Source organism: Pseudomonas sp. 8Z (assembly GCF_902506535.1).
In the GTDB taxonomy this organism is placed as follows: Bacteria; Pseudomonadota; Gammaproteobacteria; order Pseudomonadales; family Pseudomonadaceae; genus Aquipseudomonas.
Genome location: NZ_LR733827.1, coordinates 934,961 through 947,612, shown reverse-complemented (window position 1 = coordinate 947,612; position 12,652 = coordinate 934,961). Strand labels below are relative to the sequence as shown.

The window sequence follows — 12,652 nt, the reverse complement described above, 5'->3', positions numbered from 1 at the left end:
GATTCCTTGCAACAAATTCGAGGGAGGGTCAGGCCAAGGCAGTTTGATAGGCGTCTGGCTTGAAGCCGATCAGGGTACGGTTGCCGATATCCAGCACAGGGCGCTTGATCATCGACGGCTGCGCGAGCATCAATTCGATCGCCTTGGCCTGATCGAGGTCGGCTTTCTGGGCGTCATCGAGCTTGCGGAAGGTCGTGCCCGCGCGGTTGAGAACGGTCTGCCAGCCATGCTCGGCACACCATTTTTCCAGGTTCGCGCGGTCGATTGCCGCGCTTTTGTAGTCATGGAAGGCATAGTCGACACCGTGCTCGTCGAGCCAGGTGCGGGCCTTTTTCATGGTGTCGCAGGCCTTGATGCCATACAGGACGTAACTCATGGGCTTCCTCTGATCAGTGGCGTGCCGGGATGTCAGGAAAAACGGCCGACCATTATGCCATGGCTCGCGATGAGCGTCTTGGCGTGAGGATGACTGTCGATTGCTGCACGCCGGGGGCTAGAATAGCGCTCTAGCTCGCCCCTGCGATGGTTTCCCCATGCAATTGCTTTACACCATTTTGATCATGCTGCTGGTGGTCAGTGGTACGCGTATCAGCGCTCAGTTCATCCCTCTGCCCCTGCCTTTGCTGCAGATTCTCATTGGTGCCCTGTTGGCAATTCCGGTGCTGGGGCTGCATGTGCGCCTCGACCCGGAATTGTTCCTGCTGCTGTTCATTCCGCCGCTGCTGTTCGTCGACGGTTGGCGCATGCCTAAGGGGCAATTCCGTCAATTGCGCACCCCTATTCTGCTGTTGGCCTTCGCCCTGGTGTTCTTCACCATTCTCGTGGCCGGGCATTTCATTCATTGGCTGCTGCCGCAGGTGCCTTTGGCTGCCTGTTTCGCTCTGGCAGCGGTGCTGTCGCCGACCGATGCCGTGGCCGTTTCGGCGATCACCCACGGGCGCTTGCCCAGTACCTTGAACAATCTGCTGCAGGGCGAGGCGTTGATGAATGATGCCTCCGGTTTGGTGGCATTCAAGTTCGCCGTGGCGGCGACGCTGACCGGCGTGTTCTCGATCACCGATGCCGGTGTGCAGTTCGTTCTGGTGGCATTTGGTGGCCTGGCCATCGGCGTTGCGCTCAGTTATCTGCTGGGCCGTCTGCGCGCCTGGATGATCGCCCGTGGCTGGGAGGATCCAGCCCCGCATGTGTTGTTGCTGCTGTTGTTGCCGTTTGCCGCCTATGTGGCGGCCGAGCATCTGGAGCTATCCGGCATTCTCTCGGCGGTGGCGGCGGGGATGATGCAGAGTCGCCTCGACCTGCTCCCTCGGCAAACCTCCACGCGCCTGCTCAATCGCAGTGTGTGGGCGCTGCTGGAGTTTACCTTCAATGGCTTGATCTTCCTGCTGCTTGGCTTGCAACTGCCGGATATCCTCGCGGCGGCCATCGGCGAGCATGCAGCGCCCTGGCGCTTCGCGTTGCAGGCGCTAGGTATGGTGGTGGCGATCTTCGCCGTACTGATGCTGCTGCGTTTCGTTTGGGTCTATGGTTACTGGCGCGTTTCGGGCGCGCTGCGGCGCCTGCGTGGCGAGCCAACGCGCTTCGCCGGGCAATCGCGTATCGCCCTGAGTGCGGTACTGACCCTAGGCGGCGTGCGCGGTGCGGTGACGCTGGCGGGGGTGATGTCGTTGCCCTTGCTGCTCAACAATGGGCAAGCCTTCCCTGAGCGCGACTTGCTGATCCTGATTGCTGCCGGGGTGATTCTGTTGTCGCTGCTGATAGCCAGCGTCGCCCTGCCGCGCATTTTGCCGCGCTTGCCGCAGGACAATATCGCCTTGCACGAGCGAGAGCTCAATCGCCACCGCGCTGCTGTATTGGAGGCGGCGATTCGCTATCTGGAGTCCGAAGATGAACGTGCTGCCGATGCCGAAGGGGCTATCGCGGCGGTCGAGGTCAAGGCGCGTCTGATGAGCGAATACCGCGACTTGCTGGAGCGCGCGCGTGGTGGCGATGAGACTCACGAACAGCAGCGCGAGACCAATCGTCTGGAGTACCGCCTGCGCTTGCAGGCGCTGCGCACTCAGCGTCTGGAGCTGTACCGCATGCGCCATAACAACGAGCTGGACGACGATCTGCTGGCGGAGATTCTGCGCGATCTGGATATCGCCGAGATGCGCCTGCACAAAAGCTGAAGTGCTCGCGTTCAGGCGTAGGGCGGATTCAGGGCGCAGCGGGGTTAGGGTGGCGGGTTGCGCCCACCCGGTTCAGGCCCCTCCGGCACGCCTGAGCGCTGTGGGAGGGGCTTTAGCCGAGACTCTAGAGGTCTTCAGGCATCGCGAATGAAACGTGCGATGCGCTCGGCCGCTTCGATGCATTCGGCCAGCGGCGCGACCAGGGCCATGCGTACGCGCCCTGCACCCGGATTGACGCCATCGACATCGCGCGACAGGTAGGAGCCCGGCACCACGGTGACATGCTCGGCGGCGAACAGCTCGCGGGTGAACTGCGCGTCGTCGCCCGGTGTGCGGGCCCACAGGTAGAAGCCGCCATCGGGGCGCTGTACGTCCATCACCGGTGCGAGGATCTTCAGCACGGCATCGAACTTCTCGCGGTACAGATCACGGTTGGCGCGTACGTGCGCTTCGTCGTTCCAGGCCGCGACGCTGGCCAGTTGGGTTTGTACCGGCATGGCGCAGCCGTGGTAGGTGCGGTACAGCAAAAAGTGCTTGAGAATCTCGGCATCGCCGGCCACGAAGCCCGAGCGCAGACCCGGCAGGTTGGAGCGCTTGGACAGGCTGTGGAACACCACGCAGCGTTTGAAATCGCTGCGGCCCAGCTCGGCACAGGCGCTGAGCAGGCCGGGCGGCGGGGCGTCTTCGTCGAAATACAGCTCGCTGTAGCACTCGTCGGCAGCGATGACGAAATCGTGCTCATCGGCCAGAGCGATCAGTTTTTTCAGGGTTTCGACCGGGATCAGGGCGCCAGTGGGGTTGCCCGGCGAGCAGAGGAAGAGAATCTGGCAGCGCTGCCAAACCTCAGTCGGTACGGCGTCGAAGTCCGGGTTGAAACCGTGATCTTCAAGGCAGGGCAGGTAGTGCGGCTCGGCGCCGGCGAGAAAGGCCGCGCCTTCGTAGATCTGGTAGAAGGGGTTGGGGCTGACCACCAGGCCTTGAGCGCTGCGCTCGACGACGGCCTGGGTAAAGGCGAACAGCGCCTCGCGCGTGCCGTTGACTGGCAACACGTGGCGCGCCGCGTCGAGCCAGCCTGCAGGCACGCCGAAGCGGCGTTCGCACCAGGCGCTGATGCTCTGGCGCAGCTCGGGCAGGCCTAGGGTGGTTGGATACACCGCTAGCTTGTCGAGGTTGGCAGTCAGGGCCTGGCCGACGAAGTCCGGTGAGTGGTGCTTGGGTTCACCGATCGACAGCGCGATGGGTGAACGGTTGGCGGTTGGCTGCACGCCGGCGAGCAAGGCGCGGAGTTTCTCGAAGGGGTAGGACTGCAACTGGGCGAGGGCGTGGTTCATGGCGATCCGACGTGTCCTTTGTGAGGCGGCGACAAAGGAGGCGACACTAGCACGACAGGCCTTGCGCTGACATGCCCCTCGTCCGTCCGATTTCCGTCCATATCGGTCGCCTTGTCGATACCTGCGAAGCTCAAGACGTGGCGCGCCGCGCCGATAATATGGGGGTAGCCTTCAACAGTGAATCATCACCATGCGTACCCTCAAATTCAGCCATAAGATCATGCTGGCGGCGTCTCTGGTCGTCGTTGCAGCCTTCGCGTCCTTTGCGCTGTACAACGATTACCTGCAGCGCAACTCGATCCGTGACAGTTTGAGCAGTTACCTCGAGGATGTCGGGTTGTTGTCCGCCGGTAACATCCAGCACTGGCTCGATGGGCGCATGCAACTGCTGGATAACTTGGCTGAGGCGGTGCAAGACGACAGTTCGCCCGCGCCTTTGGCCAGGAGTCTGCAACACCGTAGCGTTGCTTCGGCCTTCCTCTATGCGTACTACGGTCAGGCAGATGGCACTTATACCCAGTTTCCGCCAAGCGAGTTACCTGCGGGTTACGATCCGCGCCAGCGGCCTTGGTACAAGAGCGCCATCGGCAGCCGGGGGCCGGGACTGACGGCGCCTTACCTGGCGGCTGATCCGCGTGACGGCCTGTTGATCACCATTACTCGCCCGGTCAGTGTGGGTGGCACCCTCAGTGGTGTGGTCGGTGGCGATCTGAAACTGCAGACCATCGACGACATTCTCAATTCCTTCGATCTGGGCGGGATGGGTTACGCCTTTCTGGTCGACGAGAGGGGCACAGTACTGGTGCACCCGGACAAGAGCTTGGTGCTCAAGTCGCTTGCCGATGCATTTCCTGGGGCGGCTCCGGGCTTAACGTCCGGCCTGCAGGCTGCCACTGCGCTCGATGGTAGTGCGCGAATGGTTACTTTCGTGCCGGTACAGGGCCTGGAAGGGGTGCGCTGGTATGTTGGCTTGTCCGTCGACGAGGGCAAGGCTTTCATGGCGCTGCATGAGTTTCGGGTTTCCGCGTTGATGGTGACGGTCATCGGCGTGGTGGCCATTTTGCTGCTGCTGGGGGCGCTGATTCGCATTCTGCTGCGGCCGTTGCATCTGATGGGGCAGGCCATGAGCGGTATCGCTGATGGTGAAGGGGATCTGACCCAGCGGCTGAAGACCGATTCGACGGATGAGTTCGGTGAGTTGGCCGGTGCCTTCAACCGTTTTGTCGAGCGCATTCATGAGTCGATCCGTGAGGTGGCCTCGGCCACGCGTGAGGTGCATGCGCGGGTCAGTACGGTGGTGCAGGCCTCCAATGCGTCGATGGGCAATTCCAGTGAGCAGGCAGCGCGTACCGACAGTGTGGCGGCGGCAATCAACCAACTGGGTGCTGCTGCTCAGGAGATTGCACGTAACGCTGCTGAGGCCTCGGTGCAGGCCAGCGATGCGCGGCGTGACGCTGAAGCGGGGCAGGGCATGGTCGAGCGCACGCTGGGCTCGATGCGTGAATTGTCGGATAAGATTCAGGCCTCTGGCCGCCATATCGAGCAGCTCAGCGAGAAGAGCAACGATATCGGCCAGATTCTCGATGTGATCAAGGGGATTTCCGAGCAGACCAACCTGCTGGCGCTCAATGCTGCCATCGAGGCGGCTCGTGCCGGCGAGGCTGGACGGGGCTTTGCTGTGGTGGCGGATGAGGTGCGCAATCTGGCTCAGCGTACGCAAAGCTCGGCGCAGGAAATCCAGCAGATGATCGAGCAGTTGCAGAGCGGCGCCCGTGACGCGGTGATGACCATGAGTGAGAGTCGTCGGTTCAGTGATGACAGCGTGCTGATCGGTGGGCAGGCAGGGGAAAACCTGCAGGGTGTAACCCGGCGTATCGGTGAGATCGACGGCATGAACCAGTCCGTGGCTACGGCGACTGAAGAGCAGACCTCGGTGATCGAGAGCCTGAACATGGATATCACCGAGATCAACACGCTGAACCAGGATGGTGTGCGCAACCTGCAGGCCAGCCTCAGCGCGTGTACCGAGCTGGATCAGCAAGCTGCGCGTCTCAAGCAGTTAGTGGAAAGCTTCCGTATCTGAGGTTAGGCATCTCTGGGCTGCAGCGCCTGTCGCTGCAGTCCGCCCGGTTCAGAAGATGAGCCCGCTCGGATTGGTCGGGCTTGGTTCCGAGAGTTTGGCGACGATGGATTCCTGCAGGCGCGCGCAAAATTCCGGGTCGGACAGCGGCTGGCCGTTTGCGTCTGTGACGAAAAACACGTCCTCGACCCGCTCGCCGAGCGTGGCGATCTTGGCATTCTGCAGCGACAGATCGTATTCAAGGAAGATTCGCCCGATACGTGCCAGCAGGCCGGGGCGATCCGGCGCGGTCAGCTCCAGTACGGTCACCGGGCGCTGTGCGTCGTTGTGAATGGTCACTTGTGGCGCGAAGGCGAAATGCTTGAGCTGACGCGGCACTCGGCGCTGAATGATGGTTGGGTAATCATCAGGGTTGCGCAGGGCAGTGATCAGGCCTTCGCGAATCTGCTGGATGCGCGCCGGGTTGTTGCCGATCGAGCTGCCATCGGCATCGAGCACGATGTAGGTGTCGAGGGTGAACTGGCTGGTCGAGGTGATGATCCGCGCATCGTGAATGTTCAGGTTGAGCTGGCTCATCGCGGCCACCGTCACCGCGAAGAAGTCGTGTTGGTCCGGTGCGTAGATGAATATTTGCGTGCCACCCTCGAATTCACGCTGGGTGGTTTCCTTGATCAGTACCAGTGGGTCGCCGCTTGAGGGGTGCTGAAGGATGGCCTCGGTGTGCCAGGCGACATCGACGGCGCTATGGCGCAGGAAGTAGTCGTCACCGAGCTGGCTCCAGAGTTGTTCGGCGTCGTCCTGATCGATGCCGCTGCGTACCAGGCTTTCGAGCGCGCTGGTTTGCGTCTGGCGAATCTGCTCTTCGCGATTCACTGGATTTTCCAGGCCGCGGCGCAGCGCGCGCTTGGTTTCGGTATAGAGCTGGCGCAGCAAGCTGGCGCGCCAGGAGTTCCAGAGGCTGGGGTTGGTGGCGTTGATGTCGGCCACCGTCAGCACATAGAGATAGTCCAAGTGTGTCTGGTCGCCGACGAACTGGGCGAAGTCATTGATTACCTGTGGATCGGAGAGATCCTTGCGCTGTGCGGTGGTGGACATCACTAGGTGGTGTTGCACCAGCCAGACGATCAGGGCGCCGTCCCAGGCGGGCAGATGGTGACGGCGGGCAAACGCCTCGGCATCCACGGCGCCCAGCTCGGAGTGATCGCCGCCACGGCCTTTGCCGATGTCGTGATAAAGCCCAGCCAGGTAAATCAGCTCGGATTTGGGCAGGCTCTCGATAAGCTCGCTGGCCAGCGGGAATTTCTCCGCCAGCTCGGGCCAGCGGAACTTGCGCAGGTGTTTGATCAGGTTGAGGGTGTGCGCGTCGACCGTATAGATGTGGAACAAGTCGTGCTGCATCTGTCCGACGATATGGCCGAACTCCGGTAGGTAGCGGCCCAGAATGCCGTAGCGGTTCATCCGGCGCAGGTTGCGGTGGATGCCTTCCTTGCACTTGAACAGCTCGATGAACAGGCTGGTATTGCGAATGTCCTTGCGGAAGTCGTCATCGATCAGATGGCGGCTGTCACGCAGCAGGCGAATGGTGTCGGCGCGCACGCCCTTGATTTCCGGGTGCTGGGCCATCAGTACGAAGATTTCGATGATGGCGAACGGTGTGCGCTTGAAGATGTTGGGGTGAGTCGCCTCGATATAACCGTCGCGCACCTGGAAGCGGCTGTTGAGCGGCGTCGACGGGCTGTTTTCGCCGGCGCGCAGGATGACTTCCTCGAAGTGCTGGTTGATCAGGTCCGACAGTTCGGAAATGGCCATCACCACCCGGTAGTACTTCTGCATGAAGTGTTCGATGCTGCGCTTGCCGTCACTGTCCTTGTAGCCGAACAGGGCGGCGATGCGGGCTTGGTAGTCGAACAGCAGGCGGTCTTCGGCACGCCCGGCGAGCATGTGCAAGGCGTAACGCACTTTCCATAGAAACTCCTGGCTGGAAGCGAGCAGGGCGTATTCGCTTTCCAACAGAAAGCCATGGCTGACCAGGGCTTGCAGATTGAGCGTGCCGAACTGGCGGCGGGCGACCCAGAGTACGGTCTGGATGTCACGCAGGCCGCCGGGCGAGCCCTTGACGTTGGGCTCAAGGTTATATTCGGTGTCGTTGTATTTGGCGTGACGCGCCTTACGCTCTTCGCGTTTGGCCCGATAAAACTCCTTGCTTGGCCACATCTGCTCGGAGCGGGTGACCTGCTGCATACGCTGGCGCAGGTGTTCGGGGCCCGCGATGGTGCGGCTTTCCATCAGGTTGGTGATGACAGTGAGGTCGGCGCGCGCTTCCTCGGCGCATTCATCGACCGAGCGCACGCTCTGGCCGACTTCCAGGCCGATGTCCCAGAGCAGGGTGAGAAAGCCTTCGATCGGTTCGCGGAACATCTCGTGATCGCCGCTATCGAGCAGGATCAGCAGATCGATGTCCGAATAGGGGTGCAGCTCGCCGCGACCGTAACCCCCGACGGCGAGCAGGGCAATTTCGGCATCACTGCTCCAGGTGAAGCGTTTCCAGGCTTCTTGCAGGATCTGGTCAACGAACCAGGCGCGATCTTGTACCAGGCGGCGAATGTCGCGCCCGTCTTTGTAGCGCGCATCGAGCACTTCGTGCGCGCGGCGGATGGCTTTCTTGAATGCAGCGATGGGGCTGGATTTGAGGGCCAGTTCGGCCTGGAACTGGCCGCGATCGAACAGTTCGGGGTCCATCTGCGGCATGCAGGTGCCTTCCTTATATCTTATTGGGCGTTATTCAGGCGGAGGTGCGGGCGATTGTGTCGTCGCTGCGCAGGGTGAAGATTTCGTAACCATCTGCTGTGACCAGAAGGGTGTGCTCCCACTGTGCGGACAGCTTGCGATCCTTGGTGATTGCCGTCCAGCCGTCGCCGAGCAGGCGGGTTTCCGGGCGACCCTGGTTGATCATCGGTTCGATGGTGAAGGTCATCCCTTCCTTGAGTTCCAGGCCAGTGCCAGCGCGGCCGTAATGCAGTACCTGCGGCTCTTCGTGAAAGACAGCGCCAATGCCATGGCCGCAGTATTCGCGTACCACGGAGAAGCCGTTTTTCTCGGCATGCTTCTGAATCACTTCGCCGATGTCGCCCAGGCGTGTGCCCGGTTTGACCAGTTCGATACCTTTATATAGGCATTCCTGAGTGATCTTGCTCAGGCGCTCGGCCCACTCGGCGACTTTGCCGACCATGAACATTTTGCTGGTGTCGCCATGGTAGCCGTCCTTGATGACGGTGATGTCGATGTTCAGGACATCGCCGTCTTTCAGTGGCTTTTCATTGGGGATGCCATGGCACACCACGTGATTGATCGAGGTGCAAATCGACTTGGGGTAACCCTTGTAGTTGAGCGGCGCCGGAATGGCCTGTTGCACGTTGACGATGTAATCATGGCAGAGGCGGTCCAGCTCTTCGGTGGTGACGCCCGGCTTGACGTGCTCGCCGATCATCTCCAGCACTTCGGCAGCCAGGCGGCCTGCGACGCGCATTTTCTCGATTTCTTCTGGGGATTTGATGGTGACAGTCATGGTGGGCTCTTGGATGCATGCAAATTAAAGGTGGCTATCTTAGCAGCTACAGGCTTGGGGCTACAGGCGCAGGTGGCAGGCTGCAGGCTTATGCTCGACTTGCTGCTTGAGGCTTGTAGCTTATGGTTGCTCTTTGTGATATAAAACGCGCCGCTTTACGGGCAGTGTCCCGAAAGCACTAAACCCACACACGTATCGACACGGTTTCCTGGGTGCCCTTCGACAAGTTCGAGGGTTGGGAACTGGGATGCGTGGAGGCCTAACCCGACTTATCAAGGAACTATCATGTCCCAAGTCAATATGCGCGATATGCTGAAGGCCGGTGTGCACTTCGGCCACCAGACCCGTTACTGGAACCCGAAAATGGGCAAGTACATTTTCGGCGCGCGCAACAAGATTCACATTATCAACCTCGAAAAAACCCTGCCAATGTTCAACGAAGCTCAGGCTTTCGTTGAGAAGCTGGCTGCTGGCAAGAACAAGATTCTGTTCGTTGGCACCAAGCGTTCCGCTGGCAAGATCGTTCGCGAAGAAGCTGCTCGTTGCGGCTCCCCGTTCGTCGATCATCGCTGGTTGGGCGGCATGCTGACCAACTACAAAACCATCCGTGCTTCGATCAAGCGCCTGCGCGAGCTGGAAACCCAGTCCCAGGACGGCACTTTCGCCAAGCTGACCAAGAAAGAAGCCCTGATGCGCTCCCGTGATCTGGAAAAACTGGATCGCAGCCTGGGTGGTATCAAGGACATGGGTGGTCTGCCGGATGCTCTGTTCGTGATCGACGTTGACCATGAGCGCATCGCTATCACCGAAGCCAATAAGCTGGGTATCCCGGTTATCGGCATCGTCGATACCAACAGCAGCCCGGAAGGCGTTGACTACATCATCCCGGGTAACGACGACGCCATCCGCGCCATTCAGCTGTACATGGGTGCCATGGCTGACGCCGTGATCCGTGGTCGCAGCAATGCTGGCGGCGCCACTGAAGAGTTCGTCGAAGAAGCCCCGGCTGCCGAAGCTGCCGAAGGCTAAGCAGTAACGTCGCTCATATAGCGTTACGTGCTGAGCAAAAAGGGGGCTAAGCCCCCTTTTTGCCACTCACAGATTTGATTTGGTTGAAGACCTACCGAGAGGATTTTCAAGATGGCAGAGATTACTGCAGCCCTGGTTAAAGAACTGCGCGAGCGTACCGGCCAAGGCATGATGGAATGCAAGAAGGCCCTGGTTGCCGCTGGTGGTGACATCGAGAAAGCCATTGATGATATGCGTGCTTCGGGCGCCATCAAGGCTGCCAAGAAGGCTGGCAACATCGCTGCTGAAGGTTCCATCGCCGTTCGCGTCGAAGGTGGCCGTGGCCTGATCATCGAAGTCAACTCGCAGACTGACTTCCTGGCTCTGCAGGACGACTTCAAAGCCTTCGTCAAAGAAAGCATCGATGAAGCGTTCGAGCAGAATCTGACCGAAGCCGCTCCGCTGATCGCTTCCCGTGAGTCGGCGCGTGAAGCGCTGGTTGCCAAGTGCGGCGAGAACGTCAACATTCGTCGTCTGACTGCTGTTGCCGGTGAAACCGTCGGCGCCTACCTGCATGGTCACCGCATCGGTGTTCTGGTTGTCCTGAAGGGCGGCAACGACGAGCTGGCCAAGCATGTTGCCATGCACGTTGCGGCTTCCAACCCGGCTGTTGTTTCCCCGGATCAGGTTTCCGAAGAGCTGGTTGCCAAGGAAAAAGAAATCTTCCTGCAACTGAACGCGGAAAAAATTGCCGGCAAGCCGGAAAACATCGTCGAGAACATGGTCAAAGGCCGTATCGCCAAGTTCCTGGCCGAAGCCAGTCTGGTCGAGCAAGCCTTCATCATGGATCCGGAAGTCAAGGTCGGTGACCTGGTGAAGAAAGCCGGTGCTGAAGTCGTTTCCTTCGTGCGCTACGAAGTGGGCGAGGGCATCGAGAAGGCCGAGACTGACTTCGCAGCTGAAGTGGCCGCTCAGGTTGCAGCTAGCAAGCAGTAATCGGTTTTCGGTATGTACCCCCAAAGAGGCTGCCCGTTTGCGCGGGCGGCCTCTTTGCCGAATAAGGGGTAGCGAATACAGTAGCGGTCGTTCCAACGAGCGGCTATCGGCGCTGTCTAGGCGCCTTATCATTGCGGCGCCATTAGGGTGCTGCGTTCAAAACACATATCGCCGCAGGAGAGACTTGCAATGGCTCAGCAGACTACGGGTCGCCAACCTCGCTACAAACGCATTCTGCTCAAACTGAGCGGCGAAGCCTTGATGGGCTCTGAAGATTTCGGCATCGATCCCAAGGTGCTCGACCGCATGGCGCTGGAGGTCGGCCAATTGGTTGGAATCGGCGTGCAGGTCGGTCTAGTGATTGGTGGTGGCAACCTGTTCCGTGGTGCGGCGTTGTCCGCAGCGGGCATGGATCGCGTTACCGGTGACCACATGGGCATGCTGGCGACGGTAATGAATGCACTGGCCATGCGTGATGCGCTGGAGCGTTCGAATATCCCCGCTCTCGTTATGTCGGCGATTTCCATGGTTGGTGTGACTGATCATTACGATCGCCGCAAGGCCATGCGCCATCTGAAGACCGGTGAAGTGGTGATCTTCTCGGCGGGCACCGGCAACCCGTTCTTCACTACGGATTCGGCGGCTTGTCTGCGGGCTATCGAGATCGATGCTGACGTGGTGCTCAAGGCGACCAAGGTGGATGGCGTGTACACTGCCGACCCGTTCAAGGATCCGCATGCCGAGAAATTCGAGCGCCTGACCTATGACGAGGTGCTGGATCGCAAGTTGGGAGTGATGGATTTGACTGCCATCTGCCTATGCCGCGATCACAGCATGCCGCTGCGGGTCTTCAACATGAACAAGCCTGGTGCCCTGTTGAACGTAGTAGTCGGTGGCGCCGAAGGAACTCTGATCGAGGAGGAAGCACAATGATCAACGACATCAAGAAAGACGCTCAGGAGCGTATGGGCAAGTCCCTGGAGGCGCTGGATCGCAATTTGGCCTCCATTCGTACTGGCCGCGCTCACCCGAGCATTCTCGACAGCGTTCGCGTGCCTGCCTGGGGCAGCGAGATGCCGCTCAATCAGGTCGCGGCCATCACTGTGGAAGATGCCCGTACCCTGAAGATCGTCGCGCATGACAAGAACCTCGGCGCGGCTATCGAGAAAGCCATCCTGACCTCCGACCTGGGCCTTAATCCGAGCAGCGCCGGTACCACTATCCGTGTGCCGATGCCGGCTTTGACCGAGGAAACCCGCAAGGGTTACACCAAGCAGGCGCGTGGCGTTGCCGAAGATGCCAAGGTGGCTGTACGCAACGTGCGTCGCGATGCTCTGGCCGATCTGAAGAAGCTGTCCAAGGCCAAGGAAATCAGCGAGGACGAGGAGCGCCGCGCTGCTGACGAGCTGCAAAAGATCACCGACAAGTTCATCGCCGATGTCGATAAAGCGCTTGAGGTCAAGGAAAAGGACCTGATGGCCGTTTGACGGCTCAGGCGTCCCGA

Annotated in this window: 10 protein-coding genes and 1 pseudogene; 7 read left to right on the top strand and 4 right to left on the bottom strand. The window is 60.2% G+C overall.

The features are described 5' to 3' along the window. Window positions 1–28: 28 nt before the first annotated feature. The gene (locus tag AERO9A_RS17200; protein WP_159973140.1) at window positions 29–376 is read right to left on the bottom strand and encodes an ArsC family reductase; all 348 of its coding nucleotides are present in this window, start codon (window positions 374–376) and stop codon (window positions 29–31) included. Between the two features lie 157 nt (window positions 377–533). On the opposite strand from AERO9A_RS17200, the gene AERO9A_RS17195 reads away from it, so the two are divergent. Next, a complete protein-coding gene (locus tag AERO9A_RS17195; RefSeq protein ID WP_159973139.1) occupies window positions 534–2,168 on the top strand; it encodes a Na+/H+ antiporter in 1,635 nt (544 codons plus the stop codon). A 134-nt stretch (window positions 2,169–2,302) separates the two neighbouring features. Here AERO9A_RS17195 and dapC read toward each other — a convergent pair whose 3' ends face one another. After that, the gene (gene dapC / locus AERO9A_RS17190) at window positions 2,303–3,499 is read right to left on the bottom strand and encodes a succinyldiaminopimelate transaminase (RefSeq protein WP_159973138.1); all 1,197 of its coding nucleotides are present in this window, start codon (window positions 3,497–3,499) and stop codon (window positions 2,303–2,305) included. Window positions 3,500–3,689: 190 nt separating this feature from the next. Between dapC and AERO9A_RS22935 the strand changes: the two are divergent. Continuing rightward, a pseudogene (locus AERO9A_RS22935) lies at window positions 3,690–4,727 on the top strand (cache domain-containing protein); the annotation flags it as partial. A gap of 90 nt (window positions 4,728–4,817) precedes the next feature. Continuing rightward, window positions 4,818–5,582: a methyl-accepting chemotaxis protein gene (locus tag AERO9A_RS22930; protein WP_372239703.1), complete on the top strand. Its 765-nt coding sequence runs from the start codon at window positions 4,818–4,820 to the stop codon at window positions 5,580–5,582. 48 nt (window positions 5,583–5,630) lie between these two features. Here the strand turns inward: AERO9A_RS22930 and AERO9A_RS17180 are convergent, their stop codons facing one another. Then, complete coding sequence (locus tag AERO9A_RS17180; protein WP_159973136.1) at window positions 5,631–8,327, bottom strand: [protein-PII] uridylyltransferase; 2,697 nt, start codon at window positions 8,325–8,327, stop codon at window positions 5,631–5,633. 34 nt (window positions 8,328–8,361) lie between these two features. Then, on the bottom strand, window positions 8,362–9,144 hold the full coding sequence (gene map, locus AERO9A_RS17175; protein ID WP_159973135.1) for a type I methionyl aminopeptidase: 783 nt from the start codon (window positions 9,142–9,144) through the stop codon (window positions 8,362–8,364). A gap of 285 nt (window positions 9,145–9,429) precedes the next feature. On the opposite strand from map, the gene rpsB reads away from it, so the two are divergent. The 4 genes from rpsB to frr all read left to right on the top strand — a co-directional run bounded on the left by rpsB (window position 9,430) and on the right by frr (window position 12,635). Beyond that, entirely contained in the window at window positions 9,430–10,173 is a 744-nt protein-coding gene (gene rpsB / locus AERO9A_RS17170) for a 30S ribosomal protein S2 (protein ID WP_159973134.1), read from the top strand. Window positions 10,174–10,284: 111 nt separating this feature from the next. Next, on the top strand, window positions 10,285–11,148 hold the full coding sequence (gene tsf / locus AERO9A_RS17165) for a translation elongation factor Ts (RefSeq protein ID WP_159973133.1): 864 nt from the start codon (window positions 10,285–10,287) through the stop codon (window positions 11,146–11,148). Between the two features lie 189 nt (window positions 11,149–11,337). After that, entirely contained in the window at window positions 11,338–12,081 is a 744-nt protein-coding gene (gene pyrH / locus AERO9A_RS17160; protein ID WP_159973132.1) for a UMP kinase, read from the top strand. Next, the gene (gene frr, locus AERO9A_RS17155; RefSeq protein ID WP_159973131.1) at window positions 12,078–12,635 is read left to right on the top strand and encodes a ribosome recycling factor; all 558 of its coding nucleotides are present in this window, start codon (window positions 12,078–12,080) and stop codon (window positions 12,633–12,635) included. Before pyrH ends, frr begins: the two co-directional genes overlap by 4 nt. Window positions 12,636–12,652 lie beyond the last annotated feature (17 nt).